The organism is Halomonas stenophila (genome assembly GCF_014192275.1).
Classification (GTDB): domain Bacteria; phylum Pseudomonadota; class Gammaproteobacteria; order Pseudomonadales; family Halomonadaceae; genus Halomonas; species Halomonas stenophila.
On sequence record NZ_JACHXR010000002.1, the window covers coordinates 364,548 to 390,482 of the forward strand.

Genomic DNA, 25,935 nt, shown 5'->3' on the forward strand with positions numbered 1-25,935 from the left:
TCCCCGACCCTGCCAAGGATGCTCTCTGCATGAATCACTGGACGCTCAGCGACGATACGCACGCCAGCCGCGAGGCCCACAAGTACGACAAGCCTGCCCCCAGTCGCGAATACCTGCTGGCCCGCCTGGAAGAGCATGGCAAGCCGATCACCCACGAGGCGATGAGCCAGCTGCTGGGGCTCGAGGACGAGGACCTGCAGGAGGCGGTCCGTCGCCGGCTGGCCGCCATGGAACGGGACGGCCAGGTGCTGCGCAACCGCCGTGGCGCCTATGCGCTGATCGACAAGCTCGACCTGATCAAGGGACGGGTGCTCGGCCACCGGGACGGCTTCGGCTTCCTGTTGCGCGATGATGGCAAGAAACCCGACCTGGTACTGCCGCCGCGGCAGATGCGGCGGGTCTTCCACGGCGACCACGTGCTGGTGCGCGTCAGCGGCCGTGATCGCCGCGGTCGCGACGAGGCCACCATCGTCGAGATCCTGGCCCGCAACACCCAGACCATCGTCGGCGTCTATCGGGAGAACACTCCCGAGTTCGGCGTGCTGATTCCCGAGAACCCGCGCATCGCCCAGGAAGTCATCATTCCCCACAAGGTCAACGGTGGGGCCCGGGACGGGCAGGTGATCTCGGCGACGATCACCCAGCAGCCCGAGACCCGGGTGCAGCCGGTGGGCGAGGTCGCCGAGGTGCTCGGCGAACGCATGGATCCCGGGATGGAGATCGACATCGCCATCCGCAGCTACGAGATCCCCGCCGAATTCCCGCCGGAGGTCCACGATCAGATCGCCGGCATGTCCGCCGAGGTGGCCGAGGGCGACAAGCAGAGCCGGATCGACCTGCGCGACGTGCCCCTGGTGACCATCGACGACGAGTCCGCCAAGGACTTCGACGATGCCGTCTGCGCCTGGAAGACCAAGTCCGGCAGCTGGAAGCTGCTGGTGGCCATCGCCGACGTCTCCCACTACGTGCGGCCGGGCAGCCCGCTGGACCAGGAAGCCATCACCCGGGGCAACTCGGTGTACTTCCCGGGGCAGGTGGTGCCCATGTTGCCGGAGCTGCTGTCCAACGGCCTCTGCTCGCTGAATCCTGAGGTGGACCGCCTGGCGCTGGTCTGCGAGATGAACATCTCCAAGACCGGTGCCATCAGCCGCTACCGCTTCTATGAGGGGGTGTTCCGTTCCCACGCGCGGCTGACCTACAACAAGGTCGCCACCATCCTCGACGACGACGGCGAGCAGGGCGAGGCCCTGCGCGAGGAGCACCGCGAGCTGGTGCCCTCGCTGAAGAACCTTCATGCCCTCTACCGCCTGCTGCGCGAGGCTCGGGTGGAGCGTGGGGCCATCGACTTCGAGACCACCGAGACGGCGATCCTCTTCAACGAGGAGCGCAAGATCGAGCAGATCGTCCCGCGCTCGCGCAACGACGCCCACAAGATCATCGAGGAGTGCATGCTGGCGGCCAACGTCGCCACCGCCCGCTTCCTCGACAAGCACGACCTGCCGGCCCTCTACCGGATCCACGAGCGCCCCTCGCCGGAACGTCTCGACAAGCTGCGCCTGTTCCTCAACGAGCTGGGCCTGTCGCTGGGCGGCGGCGACGAGCCGACCCCCCAGGACTACCGTGACCTGGCCGAGGCCATCAAGGAGCGCGACGACAGCGACATCATCCAGACGGTGATGCTGCGCTCCATGAGCCAGGCCGTGTACTCGCCCCAGAACGAGGGCCACTTCGGCCTGGCCTACCCGGCCTATGCCCACTTCACCTCGCCGATTCGCCGTTACCCGGACCTGATCGTCCACCGGGCCATCCGCTCGGTGATCCGCGGGCCACGCCAGACCAACACCGTGCTGCGCGCCGACGGCGCCTCGGTGGAGCCGCCGAGCAAGTGGTGTCCCTACACCTTCGAGCAGATGCTCGAGCTCGGCGAGCACTGCTCCATGACCGAGCGGCGTGCCGACGACGCCACCCGGGACGTCGAGGGTTGGCTGAAGTGCGAGTTCATGTCCGACAAGCTGGGCGAGGTCTATGAGGGCACCATCGCCTCGGTGACCCAGTTCGGCATCTTCGTGCGCCTCGACGAGGTCTACGTGGAAGGCCTGGTGCACGTCACCTCGCTGCCCTCCGATTATTACCACTACGAGCCGGAGAAGCATCGTCTCAAGGGCGAGCGCAGCGGCATGAGCTACCGCCTCGGCGACGGGGTCAGCGTCCAGGTGGCGCGGGTCGATCTCGACGACCGCAAGATCGACTTCGAGCTGGCCGACGACAAGCCCCGGCCGCGCCGGGCGCCGCGCAAGCGTCGCGGCGGCCAGGGCGGGGCCGCCGGCAAGCCCGAGGCGGCCAAGGCGGCCAAGGCCGGAGCCCGCGGCAAGGCCGGCGGGGACGACGACGGCGGCAAGAAGCGCCGTCGTCGGGGGCCGCGTCGCCGCTGATCCCCGCGCCATCCCTTTCTCCTTCGCCAAGACGTCATCATCATGAAGAAGCACGCTCAACGCCGGGGCCCCAAGGCCCCGGGTGGTCTCGACGCCGTCTACGGCGTCCACGCGGTGCGGGCCCTGCTCGAGCGGGGCGAGGCCCCCCGGGAGCTCTGGGTGCAGGAAGGGGAGGCGGCGTCGCGCCTGGCCGACCTGGTGGCGGCGGCCCGCCGCGGTGGCGCCCGGGTGCTGTCCCGGCCCCGGGACGAGCTCGACCGGCTCGCCCAGGGCGCCGCCCACCAGGGCCTGGTGGCCTTCTGCCCGCCGCTGGCCTTCGAGGCCGAGGCCGCGCTGTGGCATCGCCTCCAGGGCTGGTCGTCGCCGACCCCGCCGCTGCTGCTGGTGCTCGATGGCATCACCGACGTGCATAACTTCGGCGCCTGCCTGCGCAGCGTCGATGCCGCCGGCGCCCATGGCGTGGTGGTGCCCAAGGACCGTGCCGCGCCGCTCAACGCCACGGTGCGCAAGGTGGCCTGCGGGGCCGCCGAGAGCGTGCCCGTCTACCAGGTGACCAACCTGGCCCGGGCGCTGGCCAAGCTCAAGGACCTGGGCGTCTGGGTCACCGGCACCGCCGGCGAGGCCGAGGCCAGCATCTACGATGCCGACTTCGCCGTGGCCACCGCCCTGGTGATGGGCGCCGAGGGCAAGGGCATGCGGCGGCTGACCCGGGAGGCCTGCGACGGCCTGGTCAAGCTGCCCATGGCCGGGCAGGTCTCGAGCCTCAACGTCTCGGTGGCCACCGGCATCTGCCTGTTCGAGGCGGTCAGGCAGCGCGGCCGGGCTTCGCCCGGAGCTCAGTAGGTCGGATAAGCCGAAGGCGCATCCGACGTGCTGGAGGTCTTCGCCCTGAAGCGTCGGGTGCGCTCGCAGGCTCGCTTACCCGACCTACACGGCTGGAAGTGAGAAGTACGGCGCTACGCGCCTTGAAGAGGGAAGAAGCCGACGAACCCTGACTTCCCTCTTCCCGCAGCTTGCGCCCTCGGCGCCCAGTCTTTAGAATACTGGCGCCCGTTCGTCCCGCGGACGGGCGTCGTGCATTTCGATAATCACCTCCTTGCTTCCCCTGGAAGGCACCGCGCCTCCACCGGAAGCTGCCAAACCGCAAGGAGAACCCATGCGTCACTACGAGATCGTCTTCATGGTCCATCCGGACCAGAGCGAGCAGGTCCCCGCGATGGTCGAGCGCTACACCAGCATCGTCACCGAGAACGGCGGCACCGTGCATCGTCTCGAGGATTGGGGGCGCCGTCACCTGGCCTACCCGATCAACAAGATTCACAAGGCTCACTACGTGCTGATGAACGTCGAGTGCCGCGGCGAGACCCTCGAGGAAATCGAGAACATCTTCCGCTTCAACGATGCCATCATTCGCAGCCTGGTCGTGCGCTGCAAGGAAGCCATCACCGAAGCCTCGCCGATGATGAAGCCGGCGGAAGACAAGCGCGCCCGTCGTGACGAGAAGCCGTCACGCACCGCCGAGTCCGCCTGAGCCCACCTCGCACGCCTGAAGGAGTCTCCCCATGGCACGTTTTTTCCGTCGCCGCAAGTTCTGCCGTTTCACCGCAGAAGGCGTGAAGCAGATCGACTACAAGGATCTGGACACGCTCAAGGCCTACATCACCGAGACCGGCAAGATCGTTCCCAGCCGTATCACCGGGACCAAGGCCCGTTACCAGCGCCAGCTGTCCACCGCCATCAAGCGGGCACGCTACCTGGCGCTGCTGCCCTACACCGATAGCCACCAGTAAGACGCAGGCGTGATGCTGCCCGTCGCCCGCTGGTTGATGCGCGGCACACCGCAGGCGGTCCTCGGGGCCGCGGCGGCCACGGTGATCCCCTGGCTGTTCTGGCTGGGGGCCGCCATCGCCGCCCTGGTCACCCTGCGGCGCGGCCTGTCGCCGGCGCTGCCGGTGATCGTCGCCGCCGCCGTGCCCGCGGGCTGGTGGTGGACCCGTGGCGACGTCATTCCGCTGGCCAGCATCCTGCTGGTCACGCTGATGGCGGTGGTGCTGCGGGCTCGGCTGCGCTGGAGCGAGGCGCTGATCGTCGGCGCCCTGGCCGGGGCGGCGATGATCCAGCTCGGCGTCTTCCTGCCGCCGGGGGGCGCCGGGCCGGTGCTGGAGCAGCTCCGCCAGGGGTCGCCGGAGGTCGCGGCGATGCTCGACGACTTTGCCCGGCAGGGCATGCAGACCGAGCAGATCGCCGGCCTGCTGATCGGTGGCATCACCGGCCTGGTGGTGCTGCTGGCGGCGGTGGCCTGCCTGGCCCTGGCCCGCAGCTGGCAGGCCGGGTTGTACAACCCCGGCGGCTTTCGCGAGGAGTTCCATGCCCTGCGGCTGGCGCCCCGCGAGCTGCTGGTGCTGTTCGTGCTCGGCGCGCTCGGCACGGTGCTGGGACTGCCCTCCCTGGGCATGCTGCTGTGGGTGCCGCTGCTGGTGACCGGCATCGCCCTGGTACATGGTTTCATCGGATTGAAGGGAATGAACGGGCTGTGGCTGGTCGCCTTCTATGTGTTGCTGATCACCACCTGGCCCATGATTCTCATCGTGCTGCTCGCGGCCCTGACGGATACCTTCGCGGACTTCCGCGCCCGACTCGGCCGCAGCGATTGACAAGAGGTTAACGAGATGGAAGTCATCCTGCTCGACAAGATTGGCAAGCTGGGCGGCCTGGGTGACCGGGTGGTCGTCAAGCCCGGTTATGGCCGCAACTACCTGGTGCCCTACGGCCTCGCCGTGCCGGCCACCAAGGACAACATCGCCGCCTTCGACGCCCAGCGTGCCGAGCTCGAGGCCGAGGCCGCCGAGCGCAAGGCCGAGGCCGAGGCCCGCGCCGAACAGCTCAACGACATCGAGCTGTCGCTGGTCGCCAAGTCCGGCGACGAGGGCAAGCTGTTCGGTTCCATCGGTCCGCGCGACCTGGCCGAAGCGATCTCCTCCGCCGGGATCGAGGTGGCCAAGAGCGAGGTCCGCATGCCGGAAGGCCCGATCCGCCAGACCGGCGAGTACGACATCGACCTGCACCTGCATGCCGAAGTCGATGCCACCGTGCGCGTGGTGGTCGTGGCCGAGTGAGCCCGACCCCCTGACGCCCCCGACGGCGTCGGCATCGGTTGCCAAGGGGCGCGAGGAGAGATCCTCGCGCCCCTTTTCGATGTCGGGAGCCGCGTCCCCCGGCATCGTCCGGGGGAGGTTTTTCCGGTGGGGCATGGGGTCGGCGCGACCCTTCGGGTAGAATGAGCCGGCCGTTTTCGCGAAGGTCCTCGCCGTCATGAACGAAGCTCTCGAGCTCGACAAGGAAACCGCGGCCCTGAAGGTGCCGCCGCACTCGCTGGAGGCCGAGCAGTCGGTGCTCGGCGGCCTGATGCTCGACAACCAGGCCTGGGACAGCGTGGCCGACCGCCTGGTGGCAGGCGACTTCTATCGCTACGAGCATCGCCTGATCTTCAACGTCATGGCCGGGCTGGCCGAGGCGGCCCACCCCCTGGACGTGGTGACCCTGTCCGAGGCCCTGGAGGGGCGTGACCAGCTGGAGACCGTGGGCGGGCTCGCCACCCTGGCGGAGCTGGCCCGCAACACCCCCTCGGCGAGCAACATCCGCGCCTACGCCGACATCGTTCGCGAGCGGGCCACCCTGCGCAAGCTGATCCACGCCGCCAACCAGGTGGCGGAGAGCGCCTTCGCCCCCCAGGGGCGTCCCGCCGACGAGCTGGTCAACGAGGCCGAGCGGCTGGTCTTCCAGATCAGCGAGGAGCGCCCCAAGGAGGGCGGTCCCATCGGCATGAGCGACCTGCTGGCCAAGGCGGTGGACCGCATCGACGAGATGTTCAACATGCAGGGCGAGATGACCGGCTTGTCCACCGGCTTTCGCGATCTGGACGACATGACCTCCGGCCTGCAGCCCTCGGACCTGGTGATCGTCGCCGGGCGGCCCTCCATGGGCAAGACCACCTTCGCCATGAACCTGGTCGAACATGCGGTGATCGCCAGCGACAAGCCGGTGATGGTGTTCTCCATGGAGATGCCGGCGGAGGCGCTGATGCTGCGCATGCTCTCGTCGCTGGGGCGTATCGACCAGACCCGGGTGCGGACCGGCCAGTTGGAGGACGAGGACTGGCCGCGGCTGACCTCGGCGGTGAACCTGCTCAAGGACAAGCAGCTGTTCATCGACGACACCGCGGCGCTGTCGCCCAACGAGATGCGCTCGCGCATCCGCCGGGTGGTGCGCGAGCACGGCAACCTGGCGCTGATCATGATCGACTACCTGCAACTGATGCAGATCCCCGGCTTCTCCGAGAACCGCACCGGCGAGATCTCCGAGATCTCGCGCTCGCTGAAGGGCCTGGCCAAGGAGTTCGGCTGCCCGGTGGTGGCGCTCTCGCAGCTCAACCGCTCGCTGGAGCAGCGGCCCAACAAGCGCCCGGTGATGTCGGACCTGCGCGAGTCCGGCGCCATCGAGCAGGACGCCGACCTGATCGGGTTCGTCTACCGCGACGAGGTCTACAATCCGGATAACCCCGACAATCAGGGGCTGGCCGAGTTCATCATCGGCAAGCAGCGTAACGGCCCCATCGGCACGGTGCACATGGCCTTCATCGGCAAGTACACCCGCTTCGAGGACCTGGCGCCGGACAGCTACGGCGAGGCCTTCGGCGAGTGAGCCGGCGCGACGCTTGAGCCGTCGGCTGGTCACCGTATAATCCGACCCCCTGAACATCACACTGGAGGCACACCATGGCAGGCGGATTCCGACGCGGCAATCGTCGTCGCACCCCGAAACTCGAGGCCCGCGGCGAGCTGCAGTCCATGGAGCGGGAAGGCCCGTTCAAGGAGTGGCTGGGCATGCCGGACCTCTACCGCTACCACATCGTGGTGGACGGCGAGAGCTACAGCTATCAGACCGAGGACTCGGAGCTGCCGGTCCGGGTCGGCGACCGGGTGGTCTTCCGCTACAAGGAGACCAAGGCCGGCAAGTGGGTCGACCGCAACTCCCTGGGCAAGGCCATCGACCCCGCCGACTACCAGTAGCGCCGGGAACCCCTGATCCCGCCATCGGTCACACTTACGACACGGATCGGTCATGCGCGTGTCATCGGTCACCCTCAGGCTGTGACCGATCCGACAAGTCGACTCTTCTGATGGAGGGATCCATGGAATTCAATGACCTCAAGGCCTTCGTGGCCGACCACGACAACTTCGAGATCCGCGTGATCGGCCATGCGGGCAGCCATTGCTACCAGGTCGAGCTCGAGGACGTGGAGGGCCAGCGCCATATGCTGACCCGCAGCGGCAAGCCGATGCTGTTCCGCGCCCTGGACGATGTCTACCTCGAACTCAAGCGCGCCGGCATCCACCGAGCCTACCTCGTCCAGCAGGTGCCCCACGACGAGATGGTCGGGCGCGAGACCCACTACGCGGACCCGCTGGCCTCGCGCATGCCGCTGGTCTTCTGATCCTCACCCCCGGCATTACCTCAAACGACGCCCGAGCCGCTCCCGGTGGCGGGCGAAGAGGCGATGCCTCGCCTCTGGCAGCCCTGCCGGCCGCTGATCCTGCCCGCCGCCGATAGCCCAGCACCGCGCAGCGGGCGCGGAGTTCGTCGGCGAAGTGGTGCCTCGCCGAGAATCCGAATGCGGGGTTAGGATTATCCAAAGGCTGTACATTTTCAGGGTTCAGTATAACTGCATTCCGCCTGCCTGCCTGCCGATGGTATCTTGGGTGGCTGACACTCGCTTCACGCCACCACAGGGACCGCGCACCATGGCAGCTCACGAGAATTCCGCCGGCAACGACCTCGTCCGTCCGGGCGAGGACCGCCTGGCCCAGGCTCCCGTCGATCACCCGCCCGTCGCGCGCCGGAAGGTCGGCGTGGTGCTGGCCAACCTGGGGACTCCGGATGCCACCGACTACTGGTCCATGCGCCGCTACCTCGGCGAGTTTCTCTCCGACCGGCGGGTGGTGGACTATTCCCGCTGGCTGTGGCAGCCGCTGCTGCAGCTGGTGATCCTCACCAAGCGGCCCTTCGCCTCGGGCCGGGCCTATCGCAGTATCTGGAATGAGGCCCTCGACGAGAGCCCGCTGCTGACCATCACCCGGGAGCAGACGGAAAAGCTGGCGGCACGGCTCGAGGCCGAGCATGGCGGGCGGGTCGAGGTGGACTTCTGCATGCGCTACGGCAATCCCTCGACCGATAGCGTGCTGCGTCGGCTTCAGGCCCGGGGCTGTGAGCGCCTCCTGTTCTTCCCGCTCTATCCCCAGTACGCCTCGCCCACCACGGCCACCGCCAATGACCAGGCCTTCCGCACCCTGATGCGGCTCAAGTGGCAGCCCGCCATCCGCACGGTCCCGGCCTACTTCGAGCACCCCGACTATATTGCCGCCCTGGGCGCCTCGGTGCGGGAGGCCTATGAGGCGGCGACGTCGGAGCCCGAGGTGCTGGTCGCCTCCTACCACGGCGTGCCCAAGCGCTATCTCGAGGAGGGTGACCCCTATCACTGCCAGTGCCTGAAGACCACGCGGCTGCTCAAGGAACACATGGGGCTGGCCGACGGGGCCATCGTCACCGCCTTCCAGTCGAAGTTCGGGCCCGAGGAGTGGGTGGGGCCGGCCACCGTCGACCAGGTGGCGGCGCTGGCCCGCCAGGGCAGGAAGCATATCGCCGTGATCTCGCCGGCCTTCGCCGCCGACTGCGTGGAGACCCTGGAGGAGATCCAGCAGGAGATCCGCGACGCCTTCCTGGCCGCCGGCGGCGAGACCTTCACCTATGTACCTTGCCTCAACGCCCGGGACGATCATGTCGCGGCACTCGAGGCCATCGCCCGCCAGGAACTCGCGGGCTGGGTCTAGGGGCCGCGACGGCCGCCCTGGCCGACCCTAGCCCTCGTCCGTCGACTGCTCGCGGGCCGTCCGGCGGGGCAGGGGCGATCGCTCGTGGGTAATGTGCTCGTGATCCGGGGTCGGGTGGGGGACCGGTTTGTCGCCGAGTTCCTCGCGGCGCAGCTCCGCCGGGCGTCCGAGGGTCTTGTCGACGTGGGGGAGCCTCTGGTGGAGCCCCGACTTGGCCAGCAGGTGGGCGCTGACCGGGGCGGTGATGAACAGGAAGAGGGTGATCAGCATCTCCTGGACCACCGGCTGGCTGTCGATCACCCCGAAGTAGAGCATCGAGGCGATCAGCGTGCAGCCGATGCCCATGGTGGTGGCCTTGGTGGGGCCGTGCAGGCGCATGTAGAAGTCGCGCAGGTGGGCCATGCCCAGCGAGCCGATGAAGGCGAAGGCCCCGCCGGCGATCAGGAAGAGGGAGATCACGCCCTCGAGGATCACAAAGGTCGTCATGATGGCTCCGGTTCGCCTATTCGATGATATCGCCACGCAACAGGTACTTGCAGACGGCCACGGTGCCGATGAACCCGAGCATGGCGATCAGCAGGGCCGCCTCGAAGTAGGTCTTGGTGTTGAGCCAGAGCCCCATCAGCACGATCAGCGCGATGGAGTTCACGTACATGGTGTCCAGGGCCAGGATGCGGTCGGGCATCGAGGGGCCGATCGTCAGGCGGAAGGCGTTCAGGACGATGGCCATCAGGATCAGGGCCAGGCTGATCTTCAACGCGATGTCTAGCATTCGTAGATCTCCTTGAGCGGCCGCTCGTAGCGATCCCGGATCTCGGCGATGAGCGCGTCCTCATCCTCCACGTTGAGGGCATGCACCAGCAGCGTCTTGCCGTCCATGCGCAGGTTGGCCGACACCGTGCCCGGGGTCAGGCTGATGGTATTGGCCAGCAGGGTGATGGTGAACCGCTCCTCGAGCATCAGCGGATATTCGACGAAGTGGGGGCGGGAGCGCTGCCAGGGGTTGATGATCAGCCAGGCGACCTGGAAGTTGGCGACGATGATGTCGCCCAGCACGCGCAGGATGAAGCGCAGCAGCAGGCCGGGGCGCTTGACCCGGGGCTGCACGTCCCAGAAGCGATAGGTAAACAGCGGGATGGCGACCGCCAGGGCGCTGCCCAGCAGCAGGTGGCCGACGGTCAGGCTGCGCACCAGCAGCAGCCAGACCAGCAGCAGCAGCAGCGACAGCAGCGGGATGGGAAGCCAGGAACGGGGGGTGATCATGGAGCGTCTCCAGCATCGGGCAGCAGGGCATCGACGACGTTGTCCGGGTTGGCCAGCTGACTGGCGGTGGCCAGGGTGTAGTCGCTGACCGGCCCGGCCAGGGCCGCCAGCAGCGGCGAGGCGGCGAGCAGCAGGCCCACCCCCGTCCACTGGTGGCGGGACAGGCGCTCTCCGCTGCGCTCGCCGGACTTGTTGCGCCAGAAGAAGGTCGAGCCGGCGCGGGACAGCGCGACCATCGCCCCCAGGCCGCTGGCCAGCAGCAGGGGCCATAGCCAGGGCTGCTGGGCCGGGGTGGCCGCATTGAGCAGCAGGGCCTTGCCGATGGCACCCGACAGCGGCGGCAGGCCGGCCACCGCCATGGCGCCGACCAGGAACAGCAGTGCCAACAGGCCGCCCTGGGTCAGCGGCCTGCCCTTGACGATGCGGGTGCCGGCCTTTCCGCGCTGCAGGCCGATCATCTCGGCGAGCAGGAAGAGGCCGCCGGTGACCAGGGTGGAGTGCAGCAGATAGTAGAGCAGCGACGCGGTGGCCTCGACGGTGCCCATGCCGACCCCGGCCAGCAGGGTGCCCACCGAGACCAGCACCAGATAGGCGATCAGCAGGCGCAGGTCGCGGGCCGCCAGCACCCCCAGCGTGGCGATTGCCAGGGTCGCCAGCGACAGCCACCAGACCCACGGCTGTTCGAGGTCGGCCAGGTCCCCGGCATGCTCGCCGAAGATCAGCGAGTAGACCCTCAGGATGGCGTAGATGCCGACCTTGGTCATGATCGCGAACAGCGCCGCCACCGGTGCCGGGGCCGCGGCATAGGCTCGGGGCAGCCAGAAGTACAGCGGCAGGATCGCCGACTTCAGGCCGAACACCACCAGCAGCATCAGGGCTCCGGCGGTGACCAGGCCGGCGCGCTCGGCGGGCAGCTCGCCGAGGCGTACCGCCATGTCGGCCATGTTGAGGGTGCCGGTGGCGCCGTACAGGGTTCCCACGGCGATCAGGAACAGCGCCGAGCCGGCCAGGTTGAGCACCACGTAGTGCACGGCGGCCTGGGTGCGCGACTTGCCGCCGCCGTGCAGCAGCAGGGCATAGGAGGCCAGCAGCAGCACCTCGAAGAACACGAAGAGGTTGAACAGGTCACCGGTGAGGAAGGCGCCGTTGATGCCCATCAGCTGCAGCTGGAAGAGGCCATGGAAGTTGCTGCCCTTCTCGTCGTCGCCGCCGCAGGCGAAGATCACGCAGCCGAGGGCGAGTACGGCGGTGAGCAGCACCATCAGCGCCGAGAGGCGGTCCAGCACCAGCACGATGCCGAAGGGCGGCTGCCAGCCACCCATCGCGTAATAGGCGATCTCGCCATCGGCGGCGCGCAGCAGCAGGGCGAGAGCGATGACCACGAGCAGCCCCGTCGAGGCCACGCCGAGCACGCGCTTGAGGCGGGTACTGCCGTGGAGGCCGCGCAGCAGGAACAGGCCCGTCAGTAGCGGCAGGACCACGGGGAGGACGATCAGGTGCTGCATCACCGGTGGTTCTCCTCTCGTTCCTCTTGCTTGCGACCGTCGACATGGTCGTTGCCCATGTCGCCGCGGGCCCGCATCGACAGGATGACGGCGAAGGCCGTCATGGCGAAGCCGATGACGATGGCGGTCAGCACCAAGGCCTGGGGAAGGGGGTCGGCATAGTCGCGGGGGCCGTCGATGATCGCCGCGCCATCGGTGGTCAGCCCGCCCATGGAGAACAGGAAGAGGTTGACCGCGTAGGACAGCAGGGTCAGCCCGACCACCACGGGGAAGGTGCGTCCCCGCAGGATCAGGTAGAGCCCGCAGGCGCTGAGCACGCCGGTGGTGATGGCATAGAGGCTTTCCATCAGCGTTTCTCCTTGGCGATGGTCGTGGCGGGGGCGGTCTCGTTCTTGGCCGGCCGGTGCGGCGTGGTCACCTTGCCGAGATTGGCCAGGATCATCAGGGTGGCGCCGACTACGGCCAGGTAGACCCCCAGGTCGAAGATCATCGCCGTGGCCAGCTCGAGATCGCCGATCAGCGGCAGGTGGAAGTGGCCGAAGGCCGAGGTCAGGTAGGGATGGCCGAACAGCCAGCTGCCCACCCCGGTCACCGCGGCCACGCCGACCCCGACGATGGCCACCGGCTGGTACTGGAAGTCGAGGCGTTCCTGGGCCCACTCCACGCCCCGGGCCATGTACAGCAGGATCAGCGCCACCGCGGTGATCAGCCCGGCGATGAAGCCGCCGCCGGGCAGGTTGTGGCCGCGCAGGAAGATGAACACCGAGACCAGCAGGGCCAGCGGCAGCAGCGCCTGGGAAATGGTCGTCAGGATCATCGGGTAGCGATCCGGCGACCATACCCGGCCCTCGCCGTCACTGTGGGGCATGAACAGCCTCAGGCGGTTGAGCAGCTTGAAGATCGCCAGGCCCGCCAGGGCCAGCACGGTGATCTCGCCCAGGGTATCGAAGCCACGGAAGTCGACCAGGATGACGTTGACCACGTTGTGGCCGCCGCCGCCCGGCACGCTGTTGTCGAGGAAGAAGCCCGAGATGCTCGGTGTGCCGCGGGTCAGCACGGCGTAGTTGAGGCTGGTGATGGCCATGCCCAGGGCGCCGGCCAGCAGGGTGTCGCGCACGTTGCGTGGCAGCGAGGATTCGCGCGGGGTCTTCTGGGGCAGGAAGAACAGCGCCAGCATCAGCAGGATCATGGTGACCACCTCGACCGACAGCTGGGTCAGGGCCAGGTCGGGGGCCGAGAAGCGGGCGAAGGTCAGCGAGACCAGCAGCCCGACCATGGACAGCAGCAGCAGCGAGATCAGGCGATAGCGGTGGGCGAGGACCGTGCCCAGGCCGCTGAAGATAAGCAGGATCGCCCCGGTCAGCAGCACGCCGTCCACCGGGCGCTGGGGCTGGTCGCCGGCGAGGCTCGGCACCATGACCAGGCCCAGGGCCGTCAGTGCCAGGGCGCTGAACAGCAGCAGGCCCATGTAGCGCTGCAGCGAGGCATTGTCGAGCCGCGCGAGCAGGCTCTCCGACCGCCGCCCCAGGCGCTGCACGCTGGCCTCGAAGATCATCCGCGCGTCCATCGGCCGAAAGCCCCGCAGAAAGCGTCTCAGGTAGCGGTGCAGATGATAGAGGCCGATGCCGGCGACGAGCGCGATGGCACTCATCAGCAGCGGCAGGTTGACGCCGTGCCAGATGGCCAGGTGGAACTCCAGTGGCTCGAGCAGCACGGCCTGGGTGGCCAGGTCGAGCAGGCCCCCGGCCATCGCGGACGGGAAGAGCCCCACCAGCACACAGAGAACGGCGAAGATCTCCACCGGCAGGCGCATCAGCCGGGGTGGCTCGTGGGGGGACTTGGGGGGCGACTGGCGGGGCGGTTTGAAGAAGACCGCATGGACCAGGCGCAGCGAATAGGCCACCGAGAGCACGCCGCCCAGGGTCGCCATCACCGGCATCAGCCAGCTCAGGCCGCCCAGCACCGGCGTGGCCAGGCTCTCGGCGAAGAATAGCTCCTTGGACAGGAAGCCGTTGAGCAGCGGCACCCCGGCCATGGCCGCGCCGGCGATCGAGGTGAGCAGGGCGGTGATCGGCATGGCCCTCGCCAGGCCGCCGAGGCGTGCCAGTTCGCGGGTGCCGGTCTCGTGATCGATGATCCCGGCGCTCATGAACAGCGCCGCCTTGAAGGTGGCGTGGTTGAGGATATGGAACAGCGCCGCCAGCACCGCCATGGGGCTGCCGATGCCCAGCAGCACCGTCACCAGGCCCAGATGGCTGACCGTGGAGAAGGCCAGGATACCCTTGAGCTCGGTCTTCATCAGCGCGAACCAGGCGCCGTAGAGCAGGGTGGTCATGCCCACCAGGGAGACCACCACCGTCCACAGCTCGTTGCCGGCCAGCGCCGGGTGCAGCCGGGCCATCAGGAAGATGCCGGCCTTGACCATGGTTGCCGAGTGGAGATAGGCCGAGACCGGCGTCGGCGCGGCCATGGCGTGGGGCAGCCAGAACTGGAAGGGAAACTGCGCCGACTTGGCGAAGGCCCCCAGCAGCACCAGGCTCAGCATCAACGGGAAGCGGGGATCGGCCTGGATGGTCTCGCTGCCGGCCAGCACCCGATCCATCTCGAAGCTGCCGACCATGTCACCCAGCAGCAGGAAGCCGGCCAGCAACGCCAGCCCCCCGGCGCCGGTCACCACCAGCGCCATGCGCGCCCCCTTGCGGGCATCGCTGCGGTGGGACCAGAAGCCGATCAGCAGGAAGGAGGAGAGGCTGGTGAGTTCCCAGAACATCCACAGCAGCAACAGGTTGTCGGCCATCACGATGCCGACCATGGAGGCCATGAACAGGATCAGGTAGGCATAGAAGCGTCCGTAGGGTTCCTCGGGCGCGAGGTAGTAGTGCGCATACAGCAGGATCAGCAGGCCGATCCCCATGATCAACAGGTTGAACAGCAGCGACAGCCCGTCCAGTCGGAAGGCCACCTCGAGGCCCAACGCCGGGACCCATTCGGCGGAGAAGCGCAGCGCTTCCCCGGCGTTGAGGGCCGGCACCTGGGACAGGGTCAGCACGAGGGCCAGGGCCGGCAGGGCCGCCGTGGCCAGGGAACAGTCACGACGCCCCCGGTTCGCCACCAGCGGCGGCACCAGTACACCGAGGAGGGGCAACAAGGCGATCCACAGCAATGTCATCGATCGGTCATCCTGCGCGTTTGCGTTGGGCCAAGGGTCCCATCCTGCCGAGGGACGGCCCCGCGCAAGCGGCAAGGCGTCGCATCCGTCCCTGGGCGAACAGGCCCATCAATGGCATTCGCCCCATACTCTACCGCAAAGAGGGCGTCTCGCGCCCTCCTTGCCTTTCAACTCCCCGCCTCGACTAGAGTGAAGCGATAGGGCCGGCAAAACCGACCCACGCCGAGGGCCACGTCTGGCGCGGAGGAACTTCATGCAACAGGCTGTGCTGGCAGGTTTCGTGATGGCGGGGCTGGCGCCACTGCTGCACCGCTGGCTCGGCGTCCGGACGGCGCCGATGATGGCCCTGCTGCCAGCGAGCCTGGTGCTGTGGCTGCTCTGGCAGTGGCCGCTGATCGCCGCCGGCGAGACGCTGCTGCTGGCCTGGCCCTGGGTTCCCGCCCTGGAGGTCTCCCTGACCTTCTTCCTCGACGGCCTGGCCTGGCTGTTCGCCTTGCTGATCTGTGCCATCGGGGCCCTGGTGCTGGTCTATTCGGGAGACTATCTGCGTGACGATCCCGACCAGCCCCGCTTCCTGGTGCTGCTCGTCGCCTTCATGATGGCGATGCTCGGCCTGGTGCTGGCCGACAACCTGGTGACCCTGTTCATCTTCTGGGAGCTCACCAGCCTGACCTCCTACCTGCTGATCGGCTTTCATCACGAGGATCCGGCGGCGCGCAGGGCGGCGCTGCAGAGCCTGATGGTCACCGCCGGTGGCGGCCTGGCGCTGCTGGCCGGTCTGGTCATGCTGGCCCAGGCCGGGGGCAGCTGGTCGCTGACCGAGCTGGCCGGCCGTGGCGAGGCCGTCCAGGCGCATGCGCTGCACGGACCCTTGCTGGTCTGTGTGCTGCTGGGGGCCTTCACCAAGTCGGCGCAGTTTCCCTTCCACTTCTGGCTGCCCAACGCCATGGTCGCACCGACGCCGGTCTCGGCCTATCTCCACTCGGCGACCATGGTCAAGGCCGGTATCTACCTGCTGGCCCGCCTGCACCCGGTGCTGGGCAGCAGTGACGCCTGGGTCGTCACCCTCTCGCTGGTAGGGGCGTTGACCATGGCCCTGGGCGCCTGCCTGGCGATCCGCCAGACTCACCTCAAGATCATGCTGGCCTACTCCACGGTGATGGCGCTGGGGGCCATGACCCTGCTGCTGGGCATCGGCAGCCGCGCCGCGCTGGCCGCCTTCGTCGTCTTCCTGGTGGCTCATGCGCTCTACAAGGGCGCGATGTTCCTGGTGGCCGGCATCCTCGACCAGGCCACCGGGACCCGGGACCTGACCGGCATGGGGGGCCTGCGCCATCGCATGCCCTGGACCGCCCTGGTGGCCGGGCTCGCCGCCCTGTCGCTGGCCGGCCTGCCGCCGCTGTTGGGCTACATCGGCAAGGAGGCGCTGTTCAGCGCGGTGCTCGAGGCCGACCATCTGCGCGGGGCGATCCTGGCACTGGCCTTCCTCGCCGCCCTGCTGACCCTGGCGGTGGCGGCGCTGATGGTCCTGCGTCCCTTCTTCGGGGCCGTTAGGGAGACGCCCCGGCCGCCCCGAGAGGGCTCCCCGGCGATGCTCGCCGGCCCGGCCCTGCTGGCGGGCCTCTCGCTGTGGCTGGGGCTCGCGCCGCACGGGCTCGAGGGCCTGGTGACGGCCACCGTGCAGGGCCTGGGCGTGCGCGAGGCGGCGGTCCACCTGACGCTCTGGCATGGCCTCACCCTGCCACTCGGCCTGTCGCTGGCCAGCCTGCTGCTGGGGGCGCTGGTGGTGCGCCACTGGGAGGGTTTGCGGACCTGGTCGGCGCGGCTCGAACCGTTCATGACCCTCGGCCCGGAGGGCGGCTACTGGGCCGTGATGCGCGGCTGGCTGCGTCTCGCCGAGGCGCAGACCCGATGGCTGCAGAATGGCCACCTGCGCAGCTACCTGGTGATGACCCTGCTGGTGCTGCTGGGGCTGGTCGGTCATGCCCTGTTCGTGCGCAATGGCGCCCTGGCGGCCCCCGGGCCGTCGGCCCGGATGCACGAGGCCGTGGTCGCCGCGCTGATGGTGGCCGGGGCGATGACGGCCTGCCTGATGCGTTCCCGGCTGGCGGCGGTCGCCGCCCTGGGGGCCATGGGGTTCTCCATCGCCCTGACCTTCGTGCTGTTCAGCGCGCCGGACCTGGCGATCACCCAGCTGCTGGTGGAGACCATGACGGTGGTCCTGCTGGCACTGGTGCTGTTTCGCCTGCCGCGCTTCGCCATCCTCTCCACCCCGCTGCAACGCCTGCGGGACCTGGTGGTGGCGAGCCTGGTCGGCGGGCTGATCAGCCTGCTGATGCTGTCGGTGCTGGGCGGCGAGCAGCTGCCGCGCATCTCCGAGTACATGATCGCCAACGGACAGCCACTGGGGCATGGCCACAACCTGGTCAACGTCATCCTGGTGGACTTCCGGGCGCTGGATACCCTCGGCGAGGTCATCGTGCTGGGCCTGGCCGCCACCGGCGTCTTCGCGATGCTCGGCCTGCGTCCCGAGGGCCCCGCGAGCCGGCGGGACGCGCGAGCGGAGGAGGACGATCATGGTTAAGTCCGGCACCCTGATCCTCGAGGTCGCGGCGCGCCTGCTGGTGCCCCTGCAGCTGCTGTTCTCGCTGTTCCTGCTGCAGCGCGGCCATGACGAGCCGGGCGGCGGCTTCATCGCCGGCCTGGTAGCCGCGGGAGGGCTGGCCCTGTTCCTCTTCGCCCACGGGCGCCAGGCCCTGCGTGCCCTGCTCAAGGTGTCACCCCGCGACTTGATCGGTCTGGGGTTGCTGATCGGCGTGCTCTCGACCCTGCCCGCCTGGTGGCGGGGCGAGCCCCTGTTCACCGCCCAGTGGTGGCGGATCCCGGGCATCGGGCTCGAGATCTCGACCCCGCTGATCTTCGATATCGGCGTCTACCTGGCGGTGATCGGCTCCGTGCTGACCGCCATCACCGCCCTGGTGGAGACCGACCGGGACGATGCCATCCGCTGACGAGGAGGTCCCATGGAACCCGTGCTGGCCGTGACCATCGGCATTCTCTTCGCCGCCGCCATCTACATGATGCTGCGACGCTCCATCGTCAAGCTGGTGATCGGCCTGATGCTGCTCTCCAATGCGGCCAACCTGTTGATCTTCGTCACCGCCGGCCTGACCCGCGACGCGCCCCCGCTGGTACCCCAGGGGATGAGCGTGCCCGCGGGGGCGGTGGCCGATCCGTTGCCCCAGGCGCTGGTGCTCACCGCCATCGTCATCTCCTTCGGCGTGCTGTCCTTCGCCGTGGTGCTGGTGCATCGTGCCTGGGAGGTGGTGCGCACCGATGACCTGGACCACCTGAAGGAAACCGATACGTGAATCCGGCGGTCACGCTGCCCCTGCTGATCCCCCTGCTCGCCGGGACCCTGTCGCTGATGGCCTGGCGCCTGCCACGGCTGCAGCGAGGGCTCGCCGTGGCCGGGACCGGCGGCCTGCTGTTGGCCGGGGGCTGGCTGCTGCATCGGGTATGGCAGGAGGGCATCCAGGTGGTACAGGTGGGCGCCTGGCCGGCGCCCTTCGGCATCAGTCTGGTCGCCGACCTGCTGGGCACCCTGATGGTGGTCATCACCGGCCTGATCGGCCTGGCCGTGGCGCTCTTCTCGCTGGCGACCAGCGGCCGAGAGCACCAGGCCTTCGGCTATTTCCCGCTGATGCATCTGTTGCTGGCGGGGGTCGTGGGCGCCTTCCTCACCGGCGACCTGTTCAACCTCTACGTGTGGTTCGAGGTGATGCTGGTGGCGTCCTTCGCGCTGCTGATCCTGGGCGGCGAGAAGGCCCAGATGGAAGGGGCGATCAAGTACGTCACCCTCAACCTGCTGTCGTCGGTGATCTTCCTGGTCGCCGTGGGCCTGCTCTACGGCAAGCTCGGCACCCTGAACATGGCCGATGTCGCCCGGCGCGTGGCGATGCTCCCGGGGGACGGCATGGTCGAGGCCCTGGCGATGATGTTCATGGTCGCCTTCGGCATCAAGGCGGCGGCCTTCCCGCTGTTCTTCTGGTTGCCGGCCTCCTATCACACGCCGCCGGTGGCGGTCTCGGCACTGTTCGCGGGGCTGCTCACCAAGGTGGGCGTGTATGCCCTGTTTCGCATGTTCACGCTGATCTTCCCCCACAACCCGGGATATACCCATGAGGTCCTGCTGTGGGGGGCCGGCCTGACCATGCTCTCGGGGGTGCTCGGGGCGGCGGCCCAGTTCGAGTTCCGGCGCATCCTGTCGTTCCATATCGTCAGTCAGATCGGCTACATGCTGCTGGGCCTGGCGCTGTTCACGCCCCTGGCCGTGCTCGGCGGGCTCTTCTACATCGTCCATCACATCATCGTGAAGACCAACCTCTTCCTGATCAGCGGCATCGTCCATCGCCTGCGCGGCAGCTATCGTCTCGAGCGGCTGGGCGGGCTCTATCGGCAGCGTCCCGGGCTGTCGGTGCTGTTCCTCGTGCCGGCACTGTCGCTGGCCGGCATGCCGCCGCTCTCCGGCTTCTTCGCCAAGTTCATCGTGATCCGGGCCGGCCTCGAGGCAGGAGCCTACGGGGTGACCGCCATTGCCCTGCTGGTGGGGCTGCTCACCCTGTTCTCGATGGTCAAGATCTGGGCCGAGGTGTTCTGGAAGGCCTGCCCGCAGGACGTCGACACGCCGGCACCGGCACCGGTGGGGCGGGGCGAGCTGTGGTTGATGATGGCGCCGGTGGTGGGGCTGGCGCTGTGCACGCTGCTCCTCGGCCTGCATGCCGGCCCCCTCTATGGCCTGGCCGAGGCCTCGGCCGAGGAGCTGCTCGACCCCGAGCGCTATATCCGCGCGGTGCTCGGCTCCGAGGGGAGGGGGGCGCCATGATCGGCATGATGTGGAACCTGCTGCTGGGGCTGGGCTGGCTGCTGCTCACCGGCGACTTCAGCGGCACGAACCTGTTGACCGGGCTGGTCTTCGCCTATCTGGTCCTGGCGCTGGTGCAGCCCCGCATCGCCGCCCTGTCGGGCTATGCGCAACGCCTGCCACGGCTGATCGCCTTCATCGGCTTCTTCATCCGGCAACTGCTGCTGGCCAACCTCAAGGTGGCCTACGACATCCTCACGCTGCCCTGGTACATGAAGCCGGGGGTGATCGCCATGCCGCTGACGGCGCGCAGCGACTTCGAGATCGCCTTCGTCGCCAACCTGATTTCCCTGACCCCGGGGACCCTGAGCCTGGACGTCTCCGACGACCATCGCGTGCTCTATATTCATGCCATGTTCCTCGGCGACGAGCCGGCGCTGCGACGCAGCCTGGCCGAGCTCGAGCGCCGGGCCCTGGCGCTGTTCCGCTAGCCAAGGGAGGGAGGTTCGCCATGCCGATCATTATCCTGTTCTGCCTGACGTTGCTGACCCTGGCACTGGGCCTGGTCTTCCTGCGCCTGTTTCGCGGGCCCGGCCTGCCCGACCGGGTGGTGGCCCTGGAGCTCTTCGCGACGATCACCGTGGGGATCATCGGGCTGCTGGCCATCGCCACCGACATCGCCCTGCTGCTCGACGCGGCCATCGTCATGGCGCTGATGAGCTTCATGGCCACCATCGGCTTCGCCCGCTTCGTGGAGCGGGGAGGGCCGCGGGATGATTGAGTGGCTCGTGATCGGTCTGATCCTCGCCGGCACCACCTTCATGCTGGTGGCCGCGATCGGCGTGGTCCGCCTGCCCGACCTGCTGACCCGCATGCATGCCACCACCAAGGCGGCCACCCTCGGCGTCTCGCTGATCATGCTGGCGGTGGCGCTGCATTTCGGCGAGGTGGCGGTGGTCGCCCGGGCGCTCGGGGTGGTGCTCTTCCTGATGATGACGGCGCCGGTGGCGGCCCATGTCATCGGCCGGGCGGGCTACTTCGTCGGCACAAGGCTGTGGAGCGGCACCGTGAAGGACGAGCTGCGCCCCCACTATCACCCCCTCACGCACCGCCTCGACAGCGGCCTGGAACGGTCGGACGAGCCGTCGGCCCCCGTCCCACGCGATCCCTCCTGAGCCGACCGGTCCGCCACGCCTGCTGTCCGTCACCCTGTTGCTGGTCACCCGGTTGCTGCTGCTGGCCTGAAACGGCGTTCTGCGCGATGATCGTCGGCCTGATGTCGCCAAGGAACGCCACCCCCATGATGTCCAGGATCCTCTCCCTCGCCCTGCTGTGCACCGCCCTGGCGGGTTGCCAGGCCCGGGCCGCCTCCCCCGATGTCGTGGCCGTCGCCGCGAGCGACGCGCCGGCCGCCGAGCGGCCGGAGGCGGCCGGCTTCGATGCCTGGCGGGCGTCCTTCCGGGCGCGGGCCCGGGCGGCGGGCATCGCGGAGGCGACCCTGGAGCGGACCCTCGACGGCCTGCGTTATCGCCCCCGGGTCATCGAGCTGGATCGCAGCCAGCCGGAATTCGTCCGCCCGATCTGGACCTACCTGGACGGCGCCGTCTCCCCGTCCCGGATTCGCAACGGTCGTGCGCGTCTGGCCGAGCATCGGGTCGCCGCCCGGGAGGCGGCCCGGCGTTACGGGGTGCCGGCCGAGATCCTGGTGGCCATCTGGGGCATCGAGAGCAGCTACGGCGATTATCTCGGCGACTTCTCGACCCTCGAGGCCCTGGCCAGCCTGGCCTACGAGGGGCGTCGCCGCGACTTCGCCCGGGACGAGCTGATCGCGGCCCTGCGCATCATCGAGGCCGGAGACATCGCCCCCGAACGCATGGTCGGCTCCTGGGCCGGGGCCATGGGCCACACCCAGTTCCTGCCTTCGAGCTTCCTGGCCCATGCGGTGGACGGGGATGGCGACGGACGTCGCGACATCTGGGGCAGCATTCCCGATGTACTGGCCTCCACCGCCCACTACCTCGACGCGGCCGGCTGGCGCGAGGGCGACCCCTGGGGCGCGGAGGTCGTGCTGCCGGCGGACTTCGATCACGGCCTGGCCGATCCGACGATCCGTCGCACCAGCGCGGAGTGGGCCGCCGCCGGCGTGCGGGGCCGGGAGGGCCGACCGCTGCCGGATCTCGCCGCCGCCGCGGTGATCGCCCCGGCGGGGGCCCGGGGGCCGGCCTTCCTGGTCGGCCACAACTTCCGGGTCATCCGCCGCTACAACAATGCCACCAGTTATGCCCTGGCGGTGGCCAGCCTGGCGGAGGCCCTGGCCGGGCGCGACGCCATCCAAGGCGCCTGGCCCCGAGAGGAGCCGCCGCTGAAGCGTGCTCAGGTGAGCGAGATGCAGCGTCGGCTGAATGCCCTGGGCCACGATGTCGGCCCGCCGGACGGCATCCTCGGGCCGAACACCCGGCGTGGCCTGCGCGCCTTCCAGCGCCGGCTCGGCCTGATCCCCGACGGCTTCGCCACCCTCGACCTGCTCGAGCGCCTGCGGCGCCAGAGCCTCTGATCCTCAGCGTGACACTCAGGAGACCTCGCATGACCGCCATCCTTCGCCCCCTGCTGCTGGCCGTGGCCCTGTGGCCGGCCCTGACCTCGGCTGCCGCCCCCGACCGGGTGGTGGGCTGGATCGAGACGGTGACGCTGGCGCCCTGGGACGTGGCGGTCAAGGCCAAGCTGGACAGCGGAGCCCTGACCTCGTCCCTGGACGCCCGCCACATCGAGTCCTTCGAGAAGGCGGGGGAGGAGTGGGTGCGCTTTCGGCTGATGATCGAGGACGAGGACTCCGGCAAGACCTTCTCGATGACCCTGGAGCGTCCCCTCTACCGCGACATGGTGGTGCGCGGTGCCGGGGGGCGCGACGAGCGGCTGGTGGTGTTGATGGACATCTGCGTGGGGGACACCCGCTACGAGGAGGAATTCAGCCTGCGCAACCGCGAGGAGATGACCTACCCGATGCTGCTGGGGCGTCGCACCATCGGCCACCTCGGTCGGCTGGACGTGCGCGAGACCTTCCTGACCGAGGCGGAGTGCGACGAGGACTCGCCCCGGGTGCCCCACGAGGCCGACCGGGGCGACGAGGACTGAGCCGCGCCCGGACCTAGAAGAGCCGGCTGAGCAGGGCGGTCACGGCGGTCTCCACCCGCAGGATGCGCGGGCCGAGGTGGATGCCCCGGCAGCCGGCGGCGAGCAGCCGCTCCACCTCCCAGGGGATGAAGCCACCCTCCGGCCCGACCACCAGCAGGGTCGGGGCCTCGACACCACGCGGGCAGGCCTCCGCCATGCCGGGATGGGCCAGCAGGCCCTGGCGACCCGCCAGCAGCGCCGGCAGGCGGTCCTCGACGAAGGGCCGGAAGCCCTTGGCCAGGGTCACCGTCGGGATCCGGGTGTCCCGGGCCTGCTCCAGGCCCAGCACCAGGTGGCGCCGGATCCTGTCGTCGCCGAGCTCCGGCGACTGCCAGTAGCTCTTCTCGACCCGACGGGTGTTGAGCAGGGTCAGCTCCTTCACGCCCAGCGCCGTGACATGTTCCAGGGTCCTGGCCAGCATGCGCGGGCGCGGCAAGGCCAGCACCAGGTGCACCGGCAGCGGCGGCGGCGGGGCCTGGTCGAGGCCGGCCACGTCGAACACCGCCTGGTGCGCGTCGAGGGTCAGCAACTCGCCGCGTCCCCACCGGCCGCCGGCGATGCCCAGGGCCATGACATCGCCCGCCCGCGCCCGGTGGACCTCCGTCAGGTGCGCCAGGCGACGGGGGTCGCGGACCCGCGCCAGGCGGTCGTTCTCGATGTCCTCGGGCGAGAGCAGGATCAGATTCATGGGGCCTCGTGATGCCTTTTACCTTGCATGGATGGTGGCGCGGTGCACAATACTTGCATAAGGGGGCGACCGCCCACCTGCCATGACAAGGAGCAGCGCCGTGCGCGTGATTCGCAAGTATGCCAACCGCAGGCTCTATGATACCGAACAGAGCCGCTACGTGACCCTCGAGGATCTGCGGGGCCTGATCCTCGACGAGGTACCCTTTCGCGTCGAGGATGCCAAATCCGGCGAGGACCTGACCCGGACCATCCTGCTGACGATCATCATCGAGCAGGAACAGGCCGGCGGCGATGCCGAGGTGTTCTCCAACGACCTGCTGGCCCAGTTCATCCGCGTCTACGACATGGCTCAGCCGCTGCCCCTGGCGCGTTACCTGGAGCAGGGCACCCGGCTGATGCTGGAGCAGCAGAAACGCATGCAGGACCAATGGCAGCAGGCCATGCGCCACACGCCGATGGAGATGATGCGCGAGCTGGCCGAGGAGAACATGCGCTTCTGGCAGCAGAACCTCGGCGGCTCCAGCAAGAAGGACGACGATTCCGAGGACAAGTGAGGCCACCCGGGGCGGCGGTCGGGAGCGGTTTCTGACATAATGCCGCGATGTTTCCCCGAGGTATTGAGGTAGAGCAGCGGATGAAGGTTCTGATCATCGGCGGCGGCGGCCGCGAACATGCCCTGGCCTGGAAGGTCGCCCAGTCGCCCCGGGTCGACACCGTCTTCGTGGCGCCCGGCAATGCCGGCACGGCCCGTGAGCCGGGACTCGAGAACGTGGCCATCGGCGTCGACGACCTGGACGGCCTGGTGGCCTTCGCCCGGGACGAGGACGTCGCGCTGACCGTCGTCGGCCCCGAGGCGCCGCTGGTGGCGGGCGTGGTGGACCGCTTCCGCGAGGCGGGGCTGGCGATCTTCGGGCCCACCGCCGGCGCGGCCCAGCTCGAGGGCTCCAAGGCCTTCACCAAGGACTTCCTGGCGCGCCATGCCATCCCCTCCGCCGAGTACCGCACCTTCGTGGCGGTGGAGCCGGCGCTCGAGTATCTCGCCGAGAAGGGCGCGCCCATCGTCATCAAGGCCGATGGCCTGGCCGCCGGCAAGGGCGTGATCGTGGCCATGACGCAGGACGAGGCCGCGGCCGCGGTGCGCGACATGCTCGAGGCCAATGCCTTCGGCGACGCCGGGGCCCGGGTGGTGATCGAGGAGTTCCTCGAGGGCGAGGAGGCCAGCTTCATCGTCATGGTCGACGGCGAGACGGTGCTGCCCCTGGCCACCAGCCAGGACCACAAGCGCGCCTTCGATGGCGACGCCGGCCCCAACACCGGCGGCATGGGCGCCTACTCCCCGGCGCCGGTGGTCACCGACGCGGTCTTCGAGCGCATCATGGCGCGGGTCATCCGGCCCACGGTGCGGGGCATGGCCGAGGAGGGTCATCCCTATACCGGCTTCCTGTATGCCGGGCTGATGATCGATGCGGCGGGTAACCCCCGGGTGATCGAGTACAACTGCCGCTTCGGCGACCCCGAGACCCAGCCGATCCTGCTGCGCCTGGCCTCGGATCTCGCCGAGCTGTGCCTGGCCGGGGCCCGCGGCGAACTGGCCGGGCTCGGTTGCGACTGGGACGAGCGGGCCGCGGTGGGCGTGGTGATGGCCGCCGGCGGCTATCCCGGCAGCTACCGCAAGGGCGACGCCATCGAGGGCCTCGAGGCCGCCGAGGCCACCGGCTGCAAGGTCTTCCATGCCGGCACCGCCGAGGGCGAGCCGGGCGAGGTCGTCACCGCCGGCGGCCGGGTGCTGTGCGTCACCGCCCTGGGCGACGGCGTCTCCGCGGCCCGCGACCTGGCCTACCGGGGGGTGGCCGAGATCCACTGGCCCGAGGCCCTCTATCGCCGCGACATCGCCCACCGCGCCATCGCCCGCGAGCGCGGCGAACGCTGACCCTGCCGCCGGACAATAACAAGG

28 protein-coding genes are annotated in these 25,935 nt (G+C 69.0%); 21 read left to right on the top strand and 7 right to left on the bottom strand.

Annotated features, from left to right (window positions below; all coding sequences use genetic code 11):
• Positions 1-29: 29 nt before the first annotated feature.
• The 10 genes from rnr to hemH all read left to right on the top strand — a co-directional run bounded on the left by rnr (position 30) and on the right by hemH (position 9,319).
• The gene (gene rnr, locus FHR97_RS05645) at positions 30-2,432 is read left to right on the top strand and encodes a ribonuclease R (protein ID WP_183382785.1); all 2,403 of its coding nucleotides are present in this window, start codon (positions 30-32) and stop codon (positions 2,430-2,432) included.
• Between the two features lie 42 nt (positions 2,433-2,474).
• A complete protein-coding gene (gene rlmB, locus FHR97_RS05650; RefSeq protein WP_183382786.1) occupies positions 2,475-3,275 on the top strand; it encodes a 23S rRNA (guanosine(2251)-2'-O)-methyltransferase RlmB in 801 nt (266 codons plus the stop codon).
• Positions 3,276-3,588: 313 nt separating this feature from the next.
• Positions 3,589-3,963: a 30S ribosomal protein S6 gene (gene rpsF / locus FHR97_RS05655; protein WP_126483457.1), complete on the top strand. Its 375-nt coding sequence runs from the start codon at positions 3,589-3,591 to the stop codon at positions 3,961-3,963.
• Positions 3,964-3,994: 31 nt separating this feature from the next.
• On the top strand, positions 3,995-4,222 hold the full coding sequence (gene rpsR, locus FHR97_RS05660; protein WP_016853668.1) for a 30S ribosomal protein S18: 228 nt from the start codon (positions 3,995-3,997) through the stop codon (positions 4,220-4,222).
• A gap of 12 nt (positions 4,223-4,234) precedes the next feature.
• The gene (locus FHR97_RS05665) at positions 4,235-5,086 is read left to right on the top strand and encodes a hypothetical protein (protein WP_183382953.1); all 852 of its coding nucleotides are present in this window, start codon (positions 4,235-4,237) and stop codon (positions 5,084-5,086) included.
• Positions 5,087-5,101: 15 nt separating this feature from the next.
• On the top strand, positions 5,102-5,548 hold the full coding sequence (gene rplI / locus FHR97_RS05670) for a 50S ribosomal protein L9 (RefSeq protein WP_183382787.1): 447 nt from the start codon (positions 5,102-5,104) through the stop codon (positions 5,546-5,548).
• A 196-nt stretch (positions 5,549-5,744) separates the two neighbouring features.
• A complete protein-coding gene (dnaB, locus tag FHR97_RS05675; protein WP_183382788.1) occupies positions 5,745-7,133 on the top strand; it encodes a replicative DNA helicase in 1,389 nt (462 codons plus the stop codon).
• A gap of 74 nt (positions 7,134-7,207) precedes the next feature.
• Positions 7,208-7,501 (top strand): hypothetical protein, encoded by a 294-nt coding sequence (locus tag FHR97_RS05680; protein WP_183382789.1) that lies wholly within the window; start codon positions 7,208-7,210, stop codon positions 7,499-7,501.
• A gap of 122 nt (positions 7,502-7,623) precedes the next feature.
• Entirely contained in the window at positions 7,624-7,926 is a 303-nt protein-coding gene (locus FHR97_RS05685; RefSeq protein WP_183382790.1) for a DUF6482 family protein, read from the top strand.
• Between the two features lie 307 nt (positions 7,927-8,233).
• Complete coding sequence (gene hemH, locus FHR97_RS05690; protein ID WP_183382791.1) at positions 8,234-9,319, top strand: ferrochelatase; 1,086 nt, start codon at positions 8,234-8,236, stop codon at positions 9,317-9,319.
• A gap of 27 nt (positions 9,320-9,346) precedes the next feature.
• Here the strand turns inward: hemH and FHR97_RS05695 are convergent, their stop codons facing one another.
• From FHR97_RS05695 to FHR97_RS05720, 6 genes are read right to left on the bottom strand one after another with little or no spacing between them, the layout of a single operon-like run.
• Positions 9,347-9,805 carry a Na+/H+ antiporter subunit G gene (locus tag FHR97_RS05695; RefSeq protein WP_183382792.1) on the bottom strand — a complete coding sequence of 153 codons (459 nt, stop codon included), beginning with the start codon at positions 9,803-9,805 and terminating at the stop codon, positions 9,347-9,349.
• 16 nt (positions 9,806-9,821) lie between these two features.
• Positions 9,822-10,091: a K+/H+ antiporter subunit F gene (locus FHR97_RS05700; protein WP_183382793.1), complete on the bottom strand. Its 270-nt coding sequence runs from the start codon at positions 10,089-10,091 to the stop codon at positions 9,822-9,824.
• The gene (locus FHR97_RS05705; protein ID WP_183382794.1) at positions 10,085-10,582 is read right to left on the bottom strand and encodes a Na+/H+ antiporter subunit E; all 498 of its coding nucleotides are present in this window, start codon (positions 10,580-10,582) and stop codon (positions 10,085-10,087) included. Before FHR97_RS05705 ends, FHR97_RS05700 begins: the two co-directional genes overlap by 7 nt.
• The gene (locus tag FHR97_RS05710) at positions 10,579-12,090 is read right to left on the bottom strand and encodes a monovalent cation/H+ antiporter subunit D (protein WP_183382795.1); all 1,512 of its coding nucleotides are present in this window, start codon (positions 12,088-12,090) and stop codon (positions 10,579-10,581) included. Before FHR97_RS05710 ends, FHR97_RS05705 begins: the two co-directional genes overlap by 4 nt.
• A complete protein-coding gene (locus FHR97_RS05715; protein WP_183382796.1) occupies positions 12,087-12,434 on the bottom strand; it encodes a Na+/H+ antiporter subunit C in 348 nt (115 codons plus the stop codon). The genes FHR97_RS05710 and FHR97_RS05715 overlap by 4 nt, the downstream gene beginning before the upstream one ends.
• Positions 12,434-15,256 carry a monovalent cation/H+ antiporter subunit A gene (locus FHR97_RS05720; protein WP_183382797.1) on the bottom strand — a complete coding sequence of 941 codons (2,823 nt, stop codon included), beginning with the start codon at positions 15,254-15,256 and terminating at the stop codon, positions 12,434-12,436. Before FHR97_RS05720 ends, FHR97_RS05715 begins: the two co-directional genes overlap by 1 nt.
• A 253-nt stretch (positions 15,257-15,509) precedes the next feature.
• Between FHR97_RS05720 and FHR97_RS05725 the strand changes: the two genes are divergently transcribed.
• From FHR97_RS05725 to rloA3, 9 genes are all read left to right on the top strand, one after another.
• A complete protein-coding gene (locus FHR97_RS05725) occupies positions 15,510-17,840 on the top strand; it encodes a putative monovalent cation/H+ antiporter subunit A (RefSeq protein ID WP_183382798.1) in 2,331 nt (776 codons plus the stop codon).
• The gene (locus FHR97_RS05730) at positions 17,833-18,267 is read left to right on the top strand and encodes a Na+/H+ antiporter subunit B (RefSeq protein ID WP_183382799.1); all 435 of its coding nucleotides are present in this window, start codon (positions 17,833-17,835) and stop codon (positions 18,265-18,267) included. Before FHR97_RS05725 ends, FHR97_RS05730 begins: the two co-directional genes overlap by 8 nt.
• Before the next feature lie 12 nt (positions 18,268-18,279).
• A complete protein-coding gene (locus FHR97_RS05735; protein WP_183382800.1) occupies positions 18,280-18,627 on the top strand; it encodes a Na+/H+ antiporter subunit C in 348 nt (115 codons plus the stop codon).
• Entirely contained in the window at positions 18,624-20,141 is a 1,518-nt protein-coding gene (locus tag FHR97_RS05740; RefSeq protein ID WP_183382801.1) for a Na+/H+ antiporter subunit D, read from the top strand. The genes FHR97_RS05735 and FHR97_RS05740 overlap by 4 nt, the downstream gene beginning before the upstream one ends.
• The gene (locus FHR97_RS05745) at positions 20,138-20,611 is read left to right on the top strand and encodes a Na+/H+ antiporter subunit E (RefSeq protein WP_183382802.1); all 474 of its coding nucleotides are present in this window, start codon (positions 20,138-20,140) and stop codon (positions 20,609-20,611) included. The genes FHR97_RS05740 and FHR97_RS05745 overlap by 4 nt, the downstream gene beginning before the upstream one ends.
• Positions 20,612-20,631: 20 nt before the next feature.
• Positions 20,632-20,901, top strand: coding sequence for a monovalent cation/H+ antiporter complex subunit F (locus tag FHR97_RS05750; RefSeq protein ID WP_183382803.1), 270 nt, complete (start codon positions 20,632-20,634; stop codon positions 20,899-20,901).
• Positions 20,894-21,295: a monovalent cation/H(+) antiporter subunit G gene (mnhG, locus tag FHR97_RS05755; protein WP_183382804.1), complete on the top strand. Its 402-nt coding sequence runs from the start codon at positions 20,894-20,896 to the stop codon at positions 21,293-21,295. The genes FHR97_RS05750 and mnhG overlap by 8 nt, the downstream gene beginning before the upstream one ends.
• Positions 21,296-21,420: 125 nt before the next feature.
• A complete protein-coding gene (locus FHR97_RS05760) occupies positions 21,421-22,674 on the top strand; it encodes a lytic murein transglycosylase (protein ID WP_183382805.1) in 1,254 nt (417 codons plus the stop codon).
• 29 nt (positions 22,675-22,703) lie between these two features.
• Positions 22,704-23,252 carry a retropepsin-like aspartic peptidase RloA3 gene (gene rloA3, locus FHR97_RS05765; protein WP_183382806.1) on the top strand — a complete coding sequence of 183 codons (549 nt, stop codon included), beginning with the start codon at positions 22,704-22,706 and terminating at the stop codon, positions 23,250-23,252.
• Between the two features lie 13 nt (positions 23,253-23,265).
• On the opposite strand, the gene FHR97_RS05770 is transcribed toward rloA3, so the two are convergent.
• Entirely contained in the window at positions 23,266-23,979 is a 714-nt protein-coding gene (locus tag FHR97_RS05770; RefSeq protein WP_183382807.1) for a 16S rRNA (uracil(1498)-N(3))-methyltransferase, read from the bottom strand.
• A gap of 100 nt (positions 23,980-24,079) precedes the next feature.
• Between FHR97_RS05770 and phaR the strand changes: the two genes are divergently transcribed.
• Both phaR and purD read left to right on the top strand, forming a co-directional pair.
• Positions 24,080-24,535 (top strand): polyhydroxyalkanoate synthesis repressor PhaR, encoded by a 456-nt coding sequence (gene phaR / locus FHR97_RS05775; RefSeq protein WP_183382808.1) that lies wholly within the window; start codon positions 24,080-24,082, stop codon positions 24,533-24,535.
• A gap of 80 nt (positions 24,536-24,615) precedes the next feature.
• Positions 24,616-25,911 (top strand): phosphoribosylamine--glycine ligase, encoded by a 1,296-nt coding sequence (gene purD, locus FHR97_RS05780; protein ID WP_183382809.1) that lies wholly within the window; start codon positions 24,616-24,618, stop codon positions 25,909-25,911.
• Positions 25,912-25,935 lie beyond the last annotated feature (24 nt).